The sequence below is a fragment of the Quadrisphaera sp. DSM 44207 genome, from assembly GCF_900101335.1.
Lineage (GTDB): Bacteria > Actinomycetota > Actinomycetes > Actinomycetales > Quadrisphaeraceae > DSM-44207.
Map to the genome: position 1 here is coordinate 115,401 of NZ_FNKA01000001.1, position 19,161 is coordinate 134,561.

At 77.7% G+C, this 19,161-nt stretch carries 13 protein-coding genes; 6 read left to right on the plus strand and 7 right to left on the minus strand.

The genetic code is table 11. From position 1 onward, the window contains the following. The first annotated feature begins 3 nt into the window (after nt 1-3). Entirely contained in the window at nt 4-1,473 is a 1,470-nt protein-coding gene (locus BLS82_RS00525; protein WP_092860692.1) for a carboxyl transferase domain-containing protein, read from the plus strand. Between the two features lie 62 nt (nt 1,474-1,535). Here BLS82_RS00525 and BLS82_RS00530 read toward each other — a convergent pair whose 3' ends face one another. Further along, nucleotides 1,536-2,039 (minus strand): DUF3145 domain-containing protein, encoded by a 504-nt coding sequence (locus BLS82_RS00530; protein WP_092860694.1) that lies wholly within the window; start codon nt 2,037-2,039, stop codon nt 1,536-1,538. Nucleotides 2,040-2,245: 206 nt separating this feature from the next. Between BLS82_RS00530 and BLS82_RS00535 the strand changes: the two genes are divergently transcribed. After that, nucleotides 2,246-2,662 (plus strand): hypothetical protein, encoded by a 417-nt coding sequence (locus BLS82_RS00535; RefSeq protein ID WP_143028688.1) that lies wholly within the window; start codon nt 2,246-2,248, stop codon nt 2,660-2,662. 9 nt (nt 2,663-2,671) lie between these two features. Then, entirely contained in the window at nt 2,672-3,445 is a 774-nt protein-coding gene (locus tag BLS82_RS00540) for a hypothetical protein (RefSeq protein ID WP_218123402.1), read from the plus strand. A 172-nt stretch (nt 3,446-3,617) separates the two neighbouring features. Here the strand turns inward: BLS82_RS00540 and BLS82_RS00545 are convergent, their stop codons facing one another. Next, nucleotides 3,618-4,037, minus strand: a complete 420-nt coding sequence (locus tag BLS82_RS00545; protein ID WP_092860698.1) for a hypothetical protein — start codon at nt 4,035-4,037, stop codon at nt 3,618-3,620. A gap of 24 nt (nt 4,038-4,061) precedes the next feature. On the opposite strand from BLS82_RS00545, the gene BLS82_RS16185 reads away from it, so the two are divergent. Next, entirely contained in the window at nt 4,062-4,187 is a 126-nt protein-coding gene (locus BLS82_RS16185) for a hypothetical protein (RefSeq protein WP_255378018.1), read from the plus strand. Nucleotides 4,188-4,230: 43 nt separating this feature from the next. Here BLS82_RS16185 and BLS82_RS00550 read toward each other — a convergent pair whose 3' ends face one another. Continuing rightward, on the minus strand, nt 4,231-5,844 hold the full coding sequence (locus BLS82_RS00550; RefSeq protein WP_092860700.1) for a SpoIIE family protein phosphatase: 1,614 nt from the start codon (nt 5,842-5,844) through the stop codon (nt 4,231-4,233). A gap of 105 nt (nt 5,845-5,949) precedes the next feature. Then, a complete protein-coding gene (locus BLS82_RS00555; RefSeq protein ID WP_092860702.1) occupies nt 5,950-8,223 on the minus strand; it encodes an ATP-dependent DNA helicase in 2,274 nt (757 codons plus the stop codon). A 473-nt stretch (nt 8,224-8,696) separates the two neighbouring features. On the opposite strand from BLS82_RS00555, the gene BLS82_RS00560 reads away from it, so the two are divergent. Continuing rightward, a complete protein-coding gene (locus BLS82_RS00560; RefSeq protein WP_092860704.1) occupies nt 8,697-10,412 on the plus strand; it encodes a hypothetical protein in 1,716 nt (571 codons plus the stop codon). A gap of 219 nt (nt 10,413-10,631) precedes the next feature. Continuing rightward, complete coding sequence (gene ssb, locus BLS82_RS00565; protein ID WP_092860706.1) at nt 10,632-11,129, plus strand: single-stranded DNA-binding protein; 498 nt, start codon at nt 10,632-10,634, stop codon at nt 11,127-11,129. A gap of 98 nt (nt 11,130-11,227) precedes the next feature. Here ssb and BLS82_RS15475 read toward each other — a convergent pair whose 3' ends face one another. From BLS82_RS15475 to BLS82_RS15480, 3 genes are all read right to left on the minus strand, one after another. Continuing rightward, nucleotides 11,228-13,738, minus strand: a complete 2,511-nt coding sequence (locus tag BLS82_RS15475; RefSeq protein WP_176818855.1) for an AAA family ATPase — start codon at nt 13,736-13,738, stop codon at nt 11,228-11,230. Further along, on the minus strand, nt 13,735-15,096 hold the full coding sequence (locus tag BLS82_RS00575) for a metallophosphoesterase family protein (protein WP_176818856.1): 1,362 nt from the start codon (nt 15,094-15,096) through the stop codon (nt 13,735-13,737). Before BLS82_RS00575 ends, BLS82_RS15475 begins: the two co-directional genes overlap by 4 nt. A gap of 118 nt (nt 15,097-15,214) precedes the next feature. Beyond that, on the minus strand, nt 15,215-19,153 hold the full coding sequence (locus tag BLS82_RS15480) for an LAGLIDADG family homing endonuclease (RefSeq protein ID WP_176818857.1): 3,939 nt from the start codon (nt 19,151-19,153) through the stop codon (nt 15,215-15,217). Between the last annotated feature and the right edge of the window lie 8 nt (nt 19,154-19,161).

The following is a 19,161-nucleotide window of genomic DNA, read 5'->3' on the forward strand; positions in this document are numbered from 1 at the left end:
CGGGTGAGCGCCGGCCCCCCGCCGGACCCCCGGGACCCGCGGGCGCGGCTGGAGGCCCTCTGCGACCCTGGCAGCACCCGTCCGCTGCTCCCGGACGACGGCCCCGGCGACGGTCCCGGCGACGGTCCCGGTGCCGGTCCTGGTGCCGGGGTCGTCGCGGTCACGGGCTCGGTGGCGGGCGTACCGACCGTCGTCTTCGCCTGCGATCCACGTGCGCAGGGCGGGGCGCTGGACGCGCGCGGCTGCGCGGTGGTCCTCGCCGCCTACGAGCGGGCGCTGGCGGACGGCGCCCCGGTGGTGGGCCTGTGGCACTCCGCCGGGGCGCGCCTGCAGGAGGGCCCGCGGGCGCTGGAGGCGGTCGGCCGGGTCTTCGCGGCCATGACCCGCGCCTCGGGCCGCGTGCCGCAGGTCTCCGTGGTGCTCGGGCCGGCCGCCGGCGGCGCCGCGTACGGGCCGGCGCTGACCGACGCGGTGGTCCTCGGACCCGCGGCGCGCGTCTTCGTCACCGGCCCGGACGTCGTCCGCTCGGTGACCGGTGAGGACACCGACGCGGAGCACCTCGGCGGCCCCGACGCGCACGCTCGCCGCTCCGGCGTCGCGCACGTGGCCGCCGGCAGCGACGCGGAGGCGCTGCAGCACGGCCGCGCGCTCGTCGGGCTGCTCGGCGCGCAGGGCGCCTGGGACGCCGCCGCCCGCGCCGGGCGCGTGGAGGAGCGCGACCTCGGCGCGCTGCTGCCGGCCTCGCCGCGGCGCGCCTACGACGTGCACCCGCTGCTCGACGCCGTCCTCGACGCCCCGCTGGGCACCCCCGGCGCCGGCGGCTCCCTGGAGCTGCACCCCGCGTGGGCGCCGAACGCCGTGACGGCGCTGGGGCGGCTCGCCGGGCGCACCGTCGGCGTCGTCGCGACCAACCCGCTGCGGCTCGGCGGCTGCCTGGACGCCGCCTCGGGCGAGAAGTGCGCGCGGTTCGTGCGGACGTGCGACGCCCTCGGCGTCCCCCTCGTGGTGCTCGTGGACACCCCCGGCTACCTGCCGGGGGTGGCCCAGGAGTGGGACGGGGTGGTGCGGCGCGGCGCCAAGCTGCTGCACGCCTTCGCCGAGGCCGTCGTGCCCCGGGTGACGGTGGTGGTGCGCAAGGCCTACGGCGGCGCGCAGATCGCGCTGAACAGCCGGGCGCTGGGCGCCACCCGCGTGCTCGCGTGGCCGGGCGCCGAGGTCGCGGTCATGGGCCCGGTCGCGGCCGTGCGGGTGCTGCGCCGGCGCGAGCTCGCGCAGGCGCCGCCCGAGCGGCGCGAGGCCCTGGAGGCGGAGCTGGCGGCCGAGCACGAGCGCGCCTCCGGAGGGCTGGCGCGGGCGCTGGAGGTCGGCGTCGTCGACGAGGTCGTCGACCCGGCGCGCACGCGCTCGGCGCTCGTGCGGGCCCTGGCCGCGGCCCCGGCGCGCCGCGGCGCGCACGGCAACATCCCGCTGTGACCCCGCGCCGTCCCCGCGCGGGGTGGGCGCCGGCCGGCGGGTGTCAGGACGGCGGCGCCGGCTCAGCCGACGCGGTGCAGCCAGCGCACGGGCGCGCCGTCCCCGGCGTAGCGGAAGGGCTCCAGCTCGTCGTCCCACGCCGAGCCCAGCGCGAGGTCGAGGGCGTCCCGGACCCGCATCAGGTCCTCCCCGGCGATCTCCAGGGCGGCCTTGAGGCGGTCCTCGGGCACGACGACGGAGCCGTGGGCGTCGGTGACGGCGTGGAAGATGCCGAGCTCGGGCGTGTGGCTCCACCGGCCGCCGTCGACGCCGGGGCTCGGCTCCTCGGTGACCTCGAAGCGCAGGTGCGTCCACCCGCGCAGGGCGGACGTCAGGCGCGCCCCGGTGCCGGGGGTGCCGTGCCAGGGCACCTCCCCGCGCAGCAGCCCGGGCGCCGCCGGCTGGTCCGTCCAGTCCAGGGACACGGGCACACCGAGGACGTTGGAGGCCGCCCACTCCACGTGGGGGCACACCGCACGGGGCGCTGAGTGCACGAACAGCACACCGCGCGTCATCCCACTGGACATACCGGCCTCCCTACCGTGTGCGAGGTGCGTCTTCCCCAACGACCTCGACCGACAGGACCCGGTGCTGCGTGAGCGGACGGCTACTGATCGGCGTCATTCTGCACGAGCGCCCCGACGCGCACCAGGTCTTCGCGCAGGTTGGCAGCAGGAGGGGCCTTCGCGCTGAAGGCGCGCGGAGGAGTTGCCGAAGAGATGCCGTGGACGACATGGAGCGAGGACCCGCCGAGGCCCCCGACGAGGGCGCGGTCTCGGAGGTGATCCGTCCGGCGGCGATCGTGCCCGAGGAGGCCGCGCGCGCGGTGCTCGTCGAGCTGGCCCTGCGGGACGTGCAGAACGGCGGCGTGTGGCAGTCGGAGCCGAACCTGTGGAGCCGGTACGACCGGCCCTGGCACGGGCTGGCCAACCCCGCCGGCGCCGCCCTCATCGGCACCATCCAGGTGGCCTACGGCACCCCGACGAAGTACGAGATCACCGTCTACCGGGTGACCGTCACGCGCCTGGGCGTCGACAGCGGCTGGAACGTGGAGTCCCTGACCGACGAGGCCCTCGGCTACGGCGGCATCACCCTCGCCAGCTGCCCGCGCGCCACCCTCGCAGCGCCGCCGAAGCCCTTCCGCTTCTAGCCTGGGCACGTGGAGCGCCCGCGCCGACCCGCGTACCTGGAGACCGGAGCCCTCGACGCCCTGCGCGGCGGCGGGGACCCCGCCGAGCGCGAGGAGTCCGCGCAGGCGACCGCCCGCCTGCTCGTGCAGGGCGCCCGCTCCGCCCGCGACGCCGAGGTGGTCGCCCGCCTCGTGCGGCTGGCGGACGAGCACGGCCTCGAGGTGCTCGCCCAGCTGTGGGCCGACGCGCCGCCGGACAGCCTCGCCGGCGCGCTCTGGCGCCTGTACGCCCTGCGCCAGTGGGTGCACGCCGACCCCCTCGGCGCCTCCCGCCAGTTCGCCGAGGGACGGCGGCGCGCGCCCGTGCTCGAGGCCGTGGCCGGCGTCGCCGACCCGCCCGGACCCGACGAGGTGCGCGCGCTCGTCGACGCGGTCCTGCACGGCGTGGCCCGCGGCGACGTGGCCACCACGTTCGAGCGCGCCGCGGCCTTCGCGCGGGTCGTGGCCGTCGGGCGCGCGGCCCTGGCGGCCGACGCGCCGGCCGAGCACGCCCGGGCCGAGGGCGACGACGTCACGCGCTCGGCGGTGCGGCTGGTGCGCACCGCCGAGCACCTGGAGGCCGCGGCGCGGCAGCTGCGCCTGGAGCTGGGCAGCGACTTCGTCCGGCCGCGGGAGGAGAGGGCGACCGCGACCGCCGCGGACGACGCCGCGGACGACGCTGCGGACGATGCCGAAGGCCACACCGGAGACGGCGCCGGGGACGACCGCGGCGCCGACGGGACGCCACCGCCGCCGGGGGGTTAACGTGGGGGCGTGCGCCGGGCCGCGGTAGCCCCGGGCTCCACTTCGAGCCGCTGCGAGCGGCCACGCGCCGAGAGGCGCTCCCGGCCCGGCGCACACCCTGCCCCCTCGACGACCCGTCGGCGGCTCCCTCGCCGGCTGTCGTGCCGCCTGCCCCGACGGCGCCCTCGCCGGCTCAGCGGCCCAGCAGCGCGTTGAGCCAGCCGGGGCCGGTGGTGCGGCTCCCGGCCGGCAGCCGCTCGCGCAGTCCCCGGTCCGCCGTGACGACGAGCGGCACGGCCCCCGCGTCCACGACCCGGCCCGCCTCCGCGACGACGGCCGCGTCCCCGTCCCGCTGCGCGCGCACCACCCGCAGGCCCGGGTGCGCTGCCGGGTCCGCCGAGCGGGCGGCGCCCTCGAGGACGGCGACGACCTCGACGAGAACCAGCGCCCCGGGGTCGCCGTCCGGTCCCGCCACCCCCGCGCCCGGCAGGGTCCGCAGGCCGGCCAGCAGCCGCTGCGCCGCGCCGGCCCGGTCGCGCCACCACCCGTCGGGGCGCGAGCCGACGACGTTGGCGACGTCCACGACGAGGACCCGCTCCCGCTGATCGGCCACGGCCGCACAGGGTAGGGCGGGGGCATGAGCGAACCGCAGGAACCGGTGGAGGCGCCCTGGGCCGACGGCCCCGGGCACGGCGAGGAGGAGCAGGTGCCGACGCCCGAGGACGCCCCGCCGCCCGACGAGGTGCCCCCCTCCCCCAGCTGAGCCCCGCCCGGGGCGGGTCAGGACGGCGGGTCAGGACGGCGGGTCAGGACAGGCGGACGGCCAGCAGCGCCGTGTCGTCCTCCGCCCCGGGGGCCACCAGGCCCTCCACCACGCCCGCGAGCAGCCGCTCCAGCGGCGCCGGCGCCAGGCCCTGCGCGAGCGCGAGGAGGCGGGCGGTGCCGTCGGCGATGTCCTCCCCGCGCCGCTCGACGAGGCCGTCGCTGTACAGCAGCAGGGTCGCGCCGGGTGCGAGGGCGCACTGCTGGTCGGTGCGCTGCGAGCGGGCGTCCACGCCCACGAGCAGGTCGGCGGCGGTGGCCAGCACCTGCGCCCGCCCGTCCGGGTGCACGAGGACGGGCGGCGGGTGCCCGGCGCTGGACCAGCGCAGCACCCGGGCGCCGTCCGGGCCCTGCGAGGTGCCCGAGACCGGGTCCAGCCGGGCCATGAGCAGGGTGACGAGGGTGTCCATCCCGAGGCCCTCGACGGCCTCGTCGAGGCGGCGCAGGACGACGGACGGCGGTTCGCGGTGGTCGAACGCCAGCCCCCGCAGGAGGTTGCGCACCGCGCCCATGGTCGCCGCGGCGCGGGTGTCGTGACCGCTGACGTCCCCGATGACCAGCGCGCACGAGCCGTCGGGCAGCCCGAAGGCGTCGTACCAGTCCCCGCCGATCTGGTGCCCGCGCGCGGCCGGCAGGTAGGTGGCGGCCAGCTGCAGCCCGGCGAGGTCCGGCAGCTCGGTGAGCATGCTCGACTGCAGCTCGCGGGCCACGAGCGCGTTGACGTCCCGGGCGTCGGTGGTGTCGTGGACGGCGCCCACGAGGCGCTGGCGCCCCCGCGGGTCGTCGCCGCCCACCCGCCCGCGCGCGGCGACCCACCGCACCGTGCCGTCGGGACGCACGATGCGGTGGTCCACGGCGTACAGCCCGCTGCGCACCGCCGAGCTGACGGCGCGCCCGACGACGGCGCGGTCCTGCGGGTGCACGCGCTCGTAGAGGTGCTCGAAGCGCACCGGAGCCGGAGCGGGCGGCAGGCCGAACATCAGCCGGTGCTGGACGTCGGAGCGCACCTCGTCGGTGGCGAGGTCCCACTCGAAGCTGCCGAAGCCCGCGGCGTCGAAGGCGACGCGGATCCGCTCGCCCGCGTCGGCGAGCTCGACGGCGAGCACCTGCGCCTGCAGCTCCGCGGAGATCGACGCCGAGAGCTCCCGCAGCAGCTCGACGTCGTGCGCGCTCCAGGCGCGCGGGCGCGCCGAGCACACCCACACGCAGCCGGCCACCTCGCCGCGGGCCTCCAGGGGCACCGCGAGGTACGCGCCGACCGCGCCGTCCGCGCCGTCCGCGCCGTCCGCGCCGGCCTCGAGGCGGTCCGGGCGCGCGTCGGGGACGACCACGGGCTCGCCGCGCGCGACGACGAGGGCGCACAGGGAGCGCTGTCCCCCTGAGCAGGGGAGCGAGCCCGGGCCGGCGCCGTGGCTGCCGAGGAGGACCTCGCGGTCACCGACCACGGTCACGCGGCCGCCCTCGGCCCCGAGCGCCGTGGCGGCCAGGCGCGCCAGGCGGTCCGGGCCCTCGTGCGGCACCTGCAGCAGCCACCGCGCCGCGCTGAGGCCGGCGCCGCCCGCGGCGCCTCCGACGTCCGGCACCGGCTGCTCCCCCATGGCGGGCCGAGTCTACGAGCGCCTCTCGCGCCGCGGAAGGATCGCCGCGCTGACGCGCTGCACTGACGCCCTGCGCCGCCGCCCGCGCCACCCCCGCGGCAGCGCTCAGCCCCGGGTGCTGCGGGCGAGCGCCCGAGCGGCCGAGCGGCGCGGCGCCGCCCGGCGCACGGGCCCGCGCGACGCGCCGTCACCGGCTGAGTCGCCGCCCGCCGCACCAGGGGCACCGGCGGCTGCAGCGGGCAGCGGCCGCCGTGCCGGTCCGTGCGCCCCGCCCGCCGGGCTGCTGCTGGCGCCGGTCAGCCGCGCCAGCGCCGCCTCGACGACCGAGCGGTCGCTGAACTGCCGCATGGGCGGCAGCGTCGCGCGCACGGTCGCGCCGTACGCCTTCGTGCGCAGCCGGGGGTCGAGCACCGCGACGACGCCGCGGTCGGCGGCGGTGCGCACCAGGCGGCCGGCGCCCTGGGCGAGCATCGTGCTGGCGCTGGCGACGTAGACCTCGGCGAAGCCGTCGCGCCCCGCGCGGTCGGCCGCCGTGCGCCGAGCCGCCATGAGGGGGTGGTCCACCGGCGGGAACGGGATCTTGTCCATCACGACGCACGACAGCGACGGGCCGGGCACGTCGACCCCGTGCCAGAAGCCCATCGTGGCGCACAGCGTCGACGCCTCGTCCTCGGCGAAGGCGCGCACCAGCGCGGACGCCGGCGCCTCCCCCTGCACGAGCACCGGCGTGCCGACGCGCGAGCGCAGGCGCGCCGCGGCCTCCACGGCGGCGCGCCGGCTGGTGAACAGCGCCAGGGTGCGCCCGCCGGCCGCCGCGACCAGCGCGGCCAGCTCGTCGAGGACGGCCTCTCCGTGCCGGCCGCGCTCCGCGCCCGCGGGCGCGGGGAAGTGCGCCGGCGGCACGTAGAGCATCGCCTGGCGGTCGTGGTCGAAGGGGCTGCCGACGTCGACGGCGTCCACGCCGCGCGGCGGGCGCGGCTCGCCGTCCTCACCGGTCAGCGGTGCCGCCAGGCCGAGGCGCTGCACCACGGGGTCGAAGGAGCCGGCGACGCTCAGGGTCGCGGACGTCGCCACGAGCGTGCGCTCGCCGAGGGCCTGCACGAGCAGCGGGCCGACCTCCAGCGGCGCGACCCGCAGCACCGGCGACCCGTCGGGGCCGGTCTCGAGCCAGCGCACGCCGTCGCACCCGACCGCCAGGACGGCGCCGAGGGCCGCCGCGGCCGCGGCCGCGCTCGCCGCCGCACCCCGGCGCTCCACCGCCGCCCGCGCCGCGCCGCCCGGGGCCGGGGCCTCGGCCTCCAGCGCGCTCGCCAGGGCGCCCAGGCGCCGCGCCGCGGCGCCGAGGAGGTCCGCCACGGGTGCGGGCAGCGCCGGCAGCAGGCCCGGCTCGACGTCGCCGAGGGCGCGGGCGAGGGCCTCGAGGTCGGCTCCGGCGGCGCGCGCGGCCTCGCGCCCGGCGGCCCCCCGCTGCCCGCGGGGCAGGCGCCGGGCCGCGAGCGCGGCGGCGCGCGCGAGCGCGGCGGGCTCGACCGCGGAGCCCCACGCGGTCGACAGGGAGGCCTCGACCTCGTGGGCCTCGTCGAGGACGAGCACGTCGTAGGAGCCCAGCAGCGGGGCCGGGCTGCGCAGGTCCTGCGCCACCTGCGCGTGGTTGGTCACCACGACGTCGGCGCTGCGCGCGGCGGCGCGGGCGCGCTCCGCGAAGCACTCGCGCGCGAAGGGGCACACGGCGGCACCGACGCACCCCGCGGCGTCCGTGGACACCTGCGCCCAGGCGCGCTCGGTCGCTGCGGGGGCCTCCGAGCGGTCCCCGGTGCTCGTGCGCCGCGCCCACTCCAGCAGCCGCGCCAGGCCCGCGGCGTCCTGACCGCTCGGGCGGGACGCCGCGGGCGCGGGGACGTCGAACAGCGCGGCGGGCGCGGCCTCCTCGGCACGCTCCAGCTCCGCGATCTCGGCGACCCGCAGGCGGCACAGGTAGTTCTGCCGGCCCTTGAGGAGGGCGTAGCTCAGCTGCGGGCCGCCGGTGGCGGAGAGCAGGTCGGCCAGCAGCGGCAGGTCCTCCCCCACGATCCGCTCGCCGAGCTGCTTGGTGGCCGTGGAGACCACCACCCGGCCGCCGGCCGCGACGGCGGGCACGAGGTAGCCGAGCGTCTTGCCCGTGCCCGTGCCCGCCTGCACGAGCAGGTGGCGCGAGCGGCGCAGCGCCTCCTCGACCGCGCGGACCATGCGCTCCTGCTCCGGGCGCACCTGGCCGTCGGGCCGGGCGGCGACGAGGCGGTGCAGCAGGGCCACGGCGTCCGCCCGGGCGCCGCGAGGGCGCCCGCGGCGCCCGGGCGCGGCGGCGCCGGGGGGCCGAGCCTCGGTGCAGCTGGCGCTCACGCGCTGTCCTCCCGCAGGACGCGGCGGGGCCGCCCGGAGCGGCGGGCGCGGCCCGGCCGCCCCGTGCGCACCGCCGGGGAAGTGGTCGACGCCCATGGTGGGACCCGGCACCGACAGTCCGGCACCGACGGTCCGGCTCCGACGGTCCGGATCCGACGGTCCGGCTCCGACGGTCCGGCTCCGAGGGGCGTGGGCGCCCGCCGCGATGGTCAGGCGGCGACCGCGGGGGGATCACGCAGAGATCACGGAACGATCACGGCGCGTTCTGCGCGGCGCTGTCGGAGACGGTTCCGCGGGTGCCTGAGCGGGGTGCCGCGGTCGGTCCCCCGGAACTGTCGGTGGGAGCGTGCACGATGTCGTCACGAGGGTTTCGGCGGCTCTCGTCCTTCCCGCAAGCACGACGCGTGAGATCCCGGTGGCGCCGACCGGCCCGAGAGGGGCGGCCCACCGACGCGCGAGAGGAGCTGGGTCCGATGGCCAAGCCGTTCATCTCCCACGACGGCGCCGACGAGAACGGCGTGCGGGCCCAGGTGTGGGTCCAGGTCGGCACGGGCACGATCACCGCGGTCGAGCACCAGGACGACGAGGCGAAGCAGAACGCCATGGTCGTGATCAGGAGCGACCACAGCGCGGTCAAGCGCCCCATCAAGGGGTGGGTGTCGAAGAAGGACCCGGTCTACGAGGCGGTCGTGGCCGCCGCGGGCTCCGGCCGGGAGGTCGAGTACCGGATCGAGTCCCAGCGCAAGCAGGGCGTCGACCGCGCGACGCCGATCACGGAGCTGCGCGCGGACACCGAGACCGCCGGCGCCACGACCATCTCGATCCTGGCGGGCCTCGACGGCGTCCTGACGCGCGAGGCCGTGACGAACCCCGCGGAGGACCCGCAGGCCGGCGGGCGCATCCCCGCTCCTCGCGAGGGCGCGGCCGTGGAGGCCGGCGCGCAGGCGCAGACCTGGCCGATGTCGGTGGACCGCATGCTCTCCGCCCTGGCCACGGCGCGCCGCACGGGCCTGCCGGGCGGCGTCGCGGACGCCGCGGCGGCGATGGCCCTCGCGGCCGGGGCGACGGCCCAGCAGGTGCAGGAGGCCGGCTTCACGCCGCAGTCGCCGAGCGAGCAGGCGCCGCCGCGGCGGGCGCACGCCCAGGAGGCCGCCCCGCACATCCGGTTCAACAGCGACCACCGGGTCAACCTGGGCTCCTACGCCGTGCAGGCGGCGTTCAGCGCGGAGCAGGTGGCCGCCGAGATCCTCGCCGCCGCCGAGCAGCGCGTCTTCGACGCGCACAACGCCGCGGTGCGCTCCGGCGCGGTGACCGGCGAGCCCATGGTGGCGCCCGTGCCGGTGGACCTCTCCCAGGCCGCGGGCCTGGCCCGGGTGCTGCTGGCCCTCTCCGACCGCGTGCAGGTCGGCGCCTACGGCGGCGGCCTGCCCGACCGGATGGCCAACAGCCACACCCGGGCGCGCTTCCTCGTCTTCGACGCGGTGCGCTCGCGCAACCCCGTCCCCTTCGGGCAGGGCCCGGCGGCGCGCCAGGCGTGGATGGACGCCGTGGTGACGGAGGGCGTCCAGCGCTTCCGCACGCTCGCCGTGGTCTCCCAGGAGGTCGCCGACATCCCGCAGCCGGGCGAGAGCCGCCCGCAGCCGCAGGAGCGGCCCCGCCAGCGCGGGGGCGCCGTCCCCCCGGCCGCCGAGGGCGCGGACGGCGCTGCGAAGGGCGCGGACGTCGTCGACGCGGAGGTGGTGGAGCCCGCGGACGGCGGGTCGTCGTCGGCGGGGAACGGCCCGGCCGGCTCGGGCGCCCCGGGGAGCACCGAGGGCGAGAGCACCGGCGGCACGGGCGGCGGCACGGGCGGCGGCACGGGCGGCGGCACGGGTCGCGTCGCGGGCGAGCGGCGCACCGCGCCGCGGCCTCCCGCGAAGGGCGAGGAGGGCTTCGAGGCGCCGGCGGCGCCGCTGGTCAAGCGCTTCGCGGCGCTGGCCAGCCGGGCGGGCTTCACCCCGAAGCCGCACGGCCCGGTCTCCGCGTACCTGTCCGACAAGTTCGGCGTGGACTCCGCGCGGCACGTGCACGGCCCGGCCCTCGAGGCGCTGGTCAGCTGGTACGAGCAGCGCGAGGACGGCGTGGCCGCCTTCCGCCGCCACGTCCTGGCGCTCGCCGCCGCGGACGGGTCCGAGCGCGCCAGCGCCTGAACCCCGCCGCGAGGGCCGCCCGGCGTGCGCCGGGCGGCCCTCGCGCATTCCCGGACACCTTCTCCCGGGCCCTTCCCGACGCCCTCTCCGAGCTCTTTCCGGCGCTTCGCGCGGGCCTTTCCGGAGCCGTTTCCGAGCGTTCGGACTGTCGGACCCGCTGCCTATCCTGAGGATGTCGCGCACGAAACGCGAGCATCCCGAGAAGAGAGCGACAGTCCGATGTCCACTGCGATCACCCTGGTCGGCAACCTGGTCGACGACCCAGAACTCCGCTTCACCCCCAGCGGCGCCCCCGTGGCCACGTTCCGCCTCGCCGTCAACGAGCGCCGGCAGAACCCGCAGACGAAGGAGTGGGAGGACGCCGGAGCCTCCTTCTACCGCGTCAGCGGATGGCGTTCCATGGCCGAGAACGTCAGCGAGTCGCTGCGCCGCGGCACGCGCGTCATCGTCGTCGGCGACCTGATGATCCGGCAGTACGACAAGCAGGACGGCAGGAAGGGCGTCAGCCCCGAGATCACCGCCCGCTCCGTGGGGCCGGACCTCTCGTTCGCCACCGCGGCCGTCACGAAGAAGGACCGCTCCGAGCAGCGCCCGGAGCAGGCCGAGCAGCGCGCGGGCGGCCGCGGGTCGGTCTCCCGCTCCAGCGGCCCGGCGGTCGAGGACCTGTGGTCCTCCGCCTCTGCACCGGCCGGCGCGGACGACCAGCCGCCGTACTGAGCCGCCGCGGCCCGGCCTGACCGGAACGGACGACCTGATCGGAACGGGCCCTGCTCCTCGAGGAGCAGGGCCCGTTCCCGTGCGGGCGCGCCCGCCCGTCAGGCGGGGACGGCGAGGTCGGGCTCCCGGCGGTCGCGGCCTGGGTGGCGCTCCGGGTCGTGCTCCGGGTCGTCGTCGAGGACCACGGCGTCCAGGTCGGCCTCGGCGACGGCGCCGTACGCCGACGCCGGCACGACCGAGGAGCCCTGCTCGGGGTCGGGGACGACGTCGAGGACGAGGTCGACCGTGTCGGCGGCGTCCGAGGCGTGGCTGATGACGACGACCTGGCGGGCGGGCAGGTCGCGGATCGCGGCCATCATCGCCGTGCGGCGGCCGCGGTCCTGCGCGGTGAACGGCTCGTCCAGCCACAGCAGGCCTCCGCGCTGGCCGGCGTAGAGCTCCCCGAGGGCCACCCGCAGCGCCAGGGCGACGGCCGACTCCTCCCCGCCGGAGAGCCAGGCGACGGGGCGCTGGTGGCCGTGCTCGTCGGTGACGACGGCGGTGAAGTCCTCGTCGAGCTCGACGGCGACGAAGCGGCCGCCGGTCATGCGGGCGACGAAGTCGGTGGCGACCTCGGAGACCTCGGGCGCCAGGCGGGCGACGCGGTCCTTGCGGAACGCGTCGAGCGCCTCCCGCACGCTCGCGGTGCGCTCGAGCTCGGCGAGGGTCTGGACGCGCGCCTGCAGCTTCGCCTGCTCGGTGGCCAGCGCCTGCTCCACGTGCGCCAGCTGCTGCTCGGCGAGGCGGAAGGCACCCTCGGCGGCCAGCACGGCCCGCGAGGACTCCTGCGCCTGGGCGACGGCGGTGGCGGTGGCGGTCTCGACGCGCCGGCGCTCCTCGTCCGGCACCGCGGCCGCCGCCTGCGCGGCGGTGGCCGCGGCGGCGGCGCGCTCGGCCTCGGCGGCGGTGCTCGCGGCGCGCGCGGCCTGCTCGCGGGCGGGCGCCAGGCGGGCGGCGGCCTCGGCCGCGTTCTCGGCCCGCCGCAGCTCCGCCGCGGTGCGCTGCACCTCCTGCTCGACGTGCGCGGCGCGCCCGCTCGCCTCCTGCGCGGCGCGCTGGGCGGCCTCGGCCCGGGCGCGGCTGGCTCGCGCCTCCTCGGTCGCCGCGCGCGCCTCCGCGGCGGCCTCGGCGTCCTCGGCCCGGGCCCGCTCGGCGCGGTCCGCGGCGTGGCGGGCCTCCTGGTGCGCCTGCAGGCCCTCCTGGGCGCGACGGCGCAGCGCGGCAGCGGCGCCCGCGGCGGCCTCCTGGGCGGCCTTGGCGCGCCGGCCCTCCTCCGCGACGCGGTCGCGGGTGCGGCGCAGGGTCTCCAGCAGGGCGCCCGGGTCCGGCAGCGGCGTGGAGCACGTGGGGCACGCCGGGCTGGTGGCCGCCTCGAGCGTGCGCAGCGCCGCGCTCAGGCGCTGGTGCTCCCCGCGCAGGGCGCCCAGGGCGTCGGTGCGCTCGTCGGCCTCCCGCTGCGCGGTGACCGCCTGCTCCTCCAGGTCGCTCGGAAAGGCCGCCGCCCGCGCCCGAGCCTGCTCCGCCGCGGCGACGGCCGCCTCGGCCGCGGAGCGGGCCCTGCTCGCCCGCTCGGCGGTGCGCGCGGCCCGGGCGGCGTCGCGCTCGGCGTCCGCGCCGGCCCGCCGCGCGCCCTCCCGGGCGTCCCGGTCGAGAGAGGCGGCCTGCTGGGCGGCTGCGGCGGCGGCGCGGGCGGCCTGGACCTCCTGCGGGCTGCCGCCGTGCGCCGCCTCCGCCAGCTGCTCGGCGGAGCGGGCGGACGTCGCGGCCCGCTCAGCGGCCAGGACCCGCTGGTGGTCGGCGGCCCGGGCGGTGTCGGCGGCGGCGCGGGCGGCCTCCAGGCGGCGGGCGAGCGCGTCGGCCTCCCCTCGCGCGGCGGCGAGGGTGGCCTCGTCGGCGCCCGCCCGCGCCCGGGCGGCGTCCAGGCGCTCCCACTCCCCGGCCGCGGCCTGCTGGGCGGCGTCCACGGCGCGCCGGGCGGCGGCGACGTCCTCCGCGGAGCCGGGCAGGACGTCCAGGCGGCGCTTGACGGCCGTCTCCTCCTCGCGGGCGCTGCGCACCGCGGCGCTCATCCGGTCGATGCCGGCGAGGCGCTCGAACAGGCGCCGCCGCTCCGCCGGGCGGGCGCGCACCAGGGAGTCGAGCTCCTTCTGCCGGGTGACGAAGGCGGCGAGGAACCCCTCGGCGTCCAGGCCCCCGAGGCGGTCGACGACCCACGCCTCGGCGGCCTTGACCCGCCCGAAGGCCTGCTCGCGGCCCTCGACGCGGATCGCGGCGTACGTGGTGTCCTTGGCGCCCTTCAGGCCCCGCTCGACCTCCACGAGCTGCCCGTCGTGGCGGAAGCGCACGACCGCCCGCACCTCCCCCGTGGAGCCCTGCCGGCGCATGGCCTGCACCGGCACGCCGTCGGGGGTGACGCCGTACAGGGCCCACAGCGCCGCCACGAGGATCGAGGTCTTGCCGACGCCGTTGCCGCCGTTGAGGGCGGTGACCCCGCCGTCGGTCAGCGGCTCGACGACGGCGTGGCCGATCGAGCGGACGTTGACGACCTCGATGCTCTCGACGGTGATCACCAGGGCACCTCCTGGCCGGTCTGCGCGTCCACGAGCGGGGCGTCGGCGACCTCGAGCAGCTCGGGCGGCTCCAGATCGGCCGGTTCGGCCGCGCGGGGGGACGGCGCGGCGGGCTCGACCCGGGCAGTGGGCGCGGGGGCGGGTGCGGGGGCCGCGTACTCCCCGCTCGCGACGTCCAGGGAGGCGGCCCGCAGGTGCCGCTCGCCCTCGGCCACGACGACGGGGCGCAGCTCGGCCGGCAGCCCCACGGCCGCGGCGTACTCGCCGACCCAGCCGCCGTAGACGGCCGGCAGGTCGGCCGCCCCGGCCGTCGTCAGCGACGCGGACAGGCCCGAGACGGTGCGCTCGCCGTCGTCGGCGGGGGTCTCGGGACGGCGGAAGTCCGGCATCCACACCAGCGCCCGCTCGGCCAGGCGCGCCAGGGCCGGCTGGTCCACGCCCCGGCGCACGCTGGTGGAGCAGTTGAGCACCACCTGGCGCACGATCGCGTCGTCGAGGTCGACCGAGGCCAGGTGGGCGCGGATCGCCTCCTCCACCTGCGCGCCCGTGAGCCCGTGCGCGTCGACCACCGGCAGGTCGTGCTGGGCGCGCTGGCCGATGTAGCGGCGCTCGACGCTGATCCGCCCGTCGGCGCCGACCTCCAGGAGCAGCCACCCGCGGCCCCCGGCCGGGTCGGCGAAGCCGCGGCGGATCGCGGAGCCCGCGTACCAGACGCCCGGCATGATCTCGTCCATGCCGTGGTAGTGGCCGAGGACCTTCAGGGCGAAGCGGTCGTCGGCGAGCAGGTCCAGGCCGATCGGCTGCTCGCCCGGGGAGTCCACGCACCGGAAGACCTCGTGGCCGGGCAGCATCGCGGCGCCGTGGGAGGACAGCACGTTGACGGCGCCGTCGACCGGCTCGGGCAGCAGCCGCTCGGCCTGCGCGAGGCCGTAGTGGCTGAGCACGTGCACGGCCAGGCCGTCGGCCGGGTGCACCACGCGGTAGGCGTCGGTGACGAACTCGACGCCCCGCTCGGGGTCGTGCACGGCGGCGGTCGCCGGTGACTTGCCGCGCTCAGCGGAGGCGTCGTGGTTGCCAGTGTTGCCCACCACCGGCACGCCGGCGCGCGCGAACCGCTCCAGCTGCTGGCGGGCCCACACGATGTCGCCGACGGCGGGGTGAGAGCGGTGGAAGAGGTCACCCGTCTGCAGGACCAGGTCGACCTCGGCCTCGAGGGCGCCGGTGACGCGGTCGCGGAAGGCCTTGTAGCCGTCGACGACCCGCTGGTTGCGCCCGGAGGCCACGTGCACGCGGCAGCGCGCGGCGTAGCCGAGGTGGTCGTCCCCGAAGACGGCGATCCGCAGGGAAGGAGTGCTCACGCAGGGGCCCCTCGTGCTGGCTGGCGGACGGGTGCTCGGGCGAGTGCAGCGTAGGAGCGGGCGCGGACAGTCCCGCCCGCCGCCGGCACCCGCCCGAGGGCGGGTCGGAGCGGGCCGCTCAGAAGGGCGGCTCGTCGTCGATGCTGTCCAGCCCGCCGGTGAAGCCGGCGTCGGCGGACAGGCCCACGCCCGCGCCCGGGTCCACCCCGCCGGTGGCCCGGTGGGCGCGCACCCGCTCGACCTCCTTGCGGAAGTCGGCGAGCCCGACCGGCGGCCGGCGGGGGGCGGCGACCGGCGCCGCGCCCCGCACCCCGGCACCCACCCCCGGCGCCCGCGCTCCCGAGCCCGCGCCCCGGCGGGCGGGCGTGCCGGAGAGCACTGGCAGGCCCAGGCTCATGCGCGTGGCCGTGATCCAGGACGCGTTGTCCTCGCGGAAGGCCTCGAAGTCGGTGTAGGCGGACAGGAACAGCGGCGCCTTGGTGAAGGACAGCGGGCTGACGGGCCCGGTGACCATGAACGGGTACACCTTCGGCTTCGTGGAGTCCGGCGGGGCGAACCCGCGGTAGAGCTTCAGGTGGTCGGGGTCGTCCAGGTGCTCGGCGACCTTGGCGAGGTCCGCGCCGCCGAGCCCGTAGCCCATCACGCGCACGGCCAGCTGGTCCCAGATGTCGGGGTTGAGGCTGCGCGGGGTCTGCGTCACGTACAGCCAGCCGATGCCGAACTTGCGGGTGTCGCGCGCGTAGCCGGCCAGGTCGCTGGAGAGGGCGCGCACCTCCTCCTCGGCGGTGGTGTGCACGGGCGGGGCGTAGCGCCACGCCTCGTCGAAGACCACCACGGTGTTCAGGGTCTCCCCCTCGCGGAAGGCGGCCTCCGAGGCCTCCTTGAGGGTGCGGCACGCCTTGCGCAGGATCGCCGCCTTCACGCTGTCCTGGTCGAGCACGCGCAGCGCCTCCAGCACGGCGCGCTGCTCCTCCCCCGCGAGCAGCGAGGAGACCCACGACACCTGCCCGCTGGTGCTCATGTCGAGCACCAGCAGCGGCGCCGGGGCACCCGCGCGCGAGGCCTTGTCGAAGACGTGCGCGATCGTGCCCCACATCGAGTGCCGCGCCCCGCCGCCGGGGTTGGTCGGCCCGAAGAGGTTGTGCAGGGGCTGGAACTGGCGGAAGACGTCGGCGAACCGGTCGCCGTCGGTGAGGACCTCCTCGATCGCCTCCCGCAGCCGCTGCTGGCGGTCCTCCGCGGCGTACACGCGCCCGAGCACGCTGAACGCCGTCAGCGACTGCAGCAGGGCCCGCAGCAGCGCCTCGGAGTCCTCGGTCTCCCAGTCCGGGCGCTTGCGCACGAGCTTCACGAGCTCGTCGACGAGGTAGCCGGCGGTCTCCGAGGACATCTTGGCGATCTCGGCGCAGAAGCGGGTCTTGGCCAGCAGCTCCCCGAGCAGCGGGGCGTCCTTCTCCAGCCGCAGGTCCTCGCTGACCCGCCGGACGACGACCTCGCGGCCCATCTCCCGCGCCCACTCCTGCAAGGAGAAGGCCATGCCCGTCTCCGAGGCGAACTGGCCCTGCGGGTCGATGACGATGATGCCGTGGTCCTGGTGCCGCATCTGGCCGGCGAGGTAGTAGGCGGCCATCTGCGTGTTGTGGGTCGGGATCATGGACCTGCCAGCGAGGTACAGCCGGCTGGGCGAGTCCACGGTGATGCACCGCACGGGCACCGACGCCACGGGGCGGACGTCGACGACGTACCGGTGGGAGGTCTTCGCCGGGTTGTGGCGGCGCGCGCGCTCCCGGTGCGCCGATCTCTTGCGGGTGAGCCGGAACACCTCGTCGGCGGTGGTGAAGCTGATCCGCCACGTGGGCCCGCAGTCACGACCGGCGAGCGTGTCCTGCTCCTCCGTGACGGTCGGCCGGTACCCGAGGGAGCACACGAGCTCGTGGACGCCGTCGATCAACACCCGGTTGGTGTTGTCGAAGTGGACTGCGCCGGAGGCTGCCGACGTGCCGTCGCTGTCGAGCAGGCCCGCGAGGAGCGCTCGCCGCTGCTCCTCCGAGGCGCGGAGGTACTCCGCGGGCACGTGCTTGTTCCGCAGGACCCCCAGGCGCCGGAGCACCCCGGTCGTGGTCCGGACGGCGTAGCAGGCCGCGCACCTGGCGGGGGGCCGCGCGCCCTGCAGGACGACGCCGCAGACCGTGCACGAGCTGCTCGCGCGCGACGAGCGGCCCCGGCACCTGGCGCTGCAGGTCCTCGAGCAGTACTGCTGACGGTAGGCGCTGGGCCGGTAGGAGGCGCCGCACACGGCACACGTGCGCTCAGGCAGTGCTGAGGGCGCCAAGGCGTCGTCCCACGTGACGCTGTAGCCGTACGGGTCACCGCGCTGCTCCTCGACCCTGGACTCGGCGTCCCGCAGGTGCTGCACGACCTCCACGTCCGCCGTGGTGATGCCGGCTCCCGAGCTCCTGCCGTCGCCGAGCCAGATCCCGAGGTCGTAGGGGTCGAGGGGCAGGTCGGCGTCGGGCAGGGCCAGGGGCTGCGCCACCGGGACGGCGTGCTCGGCGTCGCCGCCGGCGGTGCGCAGCGTCGCGCGGATCTCCTCCGTGGTGACGACCCGGCCCTCGCTGCGCCTGCGACGCTGGTCACCGACGGGGTTGGCGGCGTGCTCGGCGAGGACCTCGAGCAGCATGCGCCTGGGGTAGAGCTGGGCGGAGGCGGGGAGCCGCCGGACGACGGTGCGCGCCTCCAGGTCGACGGTGAGCGGGACCCGCAGCACCGCCATCCGCACACCGGTCCCGACGATCTTGCGGCGCAGAGCACCGTTGCGAGGCGGCACGCCGACGAGCCGGGCGACGTCCGGCATGGTGATCCACTCCGGCGCCTGCCCAGCGGCGTGCACCAGGCGTGGGGTGAGGGAGGGGTTGAAGACAGGGTTGGACGTCTTTCCGGCTCGCGCGGCGTCTGCCAGCGCCAGGAGCAGCTCCCGCCCCGCGAAGACGGGCAGCTCCCGGGTGCGCTGGAAGGACTGCGCTCGGTAGGAGAAGGCGTGGTCCTGGATGCGGACCCCGACGGCCCCGACCGCTCGGGCGCAGCTGGTCACGGCCGAGGACGAGGGGCCGAGCCCGGTCAAGGTGGCTACCTCGGCCAGCGTGATGGTCTCCTCGGGTGCGCTCGCCGAGGCCTGGGCGCGCAGGTGCGTCAGGATCGCCGGAGCGAGGAGGGGGCGCCGCGAGCGCCGGTGCTCCAGGCGGCGGGCGGCGCTGGCTGACAACCGGACCTGCGTGTCCTCGGTGAACCACAGGTGCTCGCCGTCGGCGACGATGCGGGACCCGTCGGAGAAGACGACCTCGTAGCAGTCGCGACCAGTCATCACGTCGTGCGCCGCGAGCACCGTGGTGGGCCGACCGCCTTCGTCGAAGACCGCGTCCCCGGCTCGCAGATCACCCATCCGCGTCCATCCGTCGGGCGTCGGGACGGGCGTGTCGACGTCGATGGCCTTCCCGCTCCCCGTGCTGCCGAAGACCGCGGCGTGGAACGCCCCGCGAGGACCGGAGAAGTCCCGGACGGACAGGGGCGCCCGTACGTCGGTGCCGTGCAGGTGGCCGAGGAAGTGCAGGTCCTCCTCCCCGGCCATGAGCTCGTCGACGACCTCGTTGGTCACGCGGCGCACGGCCGTGCCGGTGGGCGGGGACATGCGCAGCGACGGCCCGGACTGGCGCCAGCTCCCGACGTCGCCCGCGTCGGCGTCCGCGCGCCGGTAGCAGGCCTGCAACCGGATCCCGGCGGCGCGCACGTCGCCGAGGTCCCCGGACATGCCGGGGATGGACCCGCGGGTCTTGACCACCCCGCGCAGCAGGGGGTTGGTGTGCCACTGGTTGGTCGTGGTGACCTCGGTGACCACCCCGAGCGCGAGCTCCTCGCCCTCGGCGAGCGGCTGGGCCAGGCACAGCATCGACCCGACGAGCGGCTCGTGGGTGGCGCTGTCGAGCAGGTCGAGGGTGACCTCGTAGTTCGAGGAGGGGGAGCCGACGACGGCGACCTGCTCGGCGTTCTCGATCGGGTCCACGCGCGGTG

Coding starts and splice junctions, on each gene's coding strand:
- BLS82_RS16185 (WP_255378018.1), top strand. CDS start 4,062: ATGAGCGAACCGCAGGAACCGGTGGAGGCGCCCTGGGCCGACGGCCCC.
- ssb (WP_092860706.1), top strand. CDS start 10,632: ATGTCCACTGCGATCACCCTGGTCGGCAACCTGGTCGACGACCCAGAA.
- BLS82_RS00530 (WP_092860694.1), bottom strand. CDS start 2,039: ATGTCCAGTGGGATGACGCGCGGTGTGCTGTTCGTGCACTCAGCGCCC.
- BLS82_RS00550 (WP_092860700.1), bottom strand. CDS start 5,844: ATGGGGGAGCAGCCGGTGCCGGACGTCGGAGGCGCCGCGGGCGGCGCC.
- BLS82_RS00560 (WP_092860704.1), top strand. CDS start 8,697: ATGGCCAAGCCGTTCATCTCCCACGACGGCGCCGACGAGAACGGCGTG.
- BLS82_RS00535 (WP_143028688.1), top strand. CDS start 2,246: ATGGAGCGAGGACCCGCCGAGGCCCCCGACGAGGGCGCGGTCTCGGAG.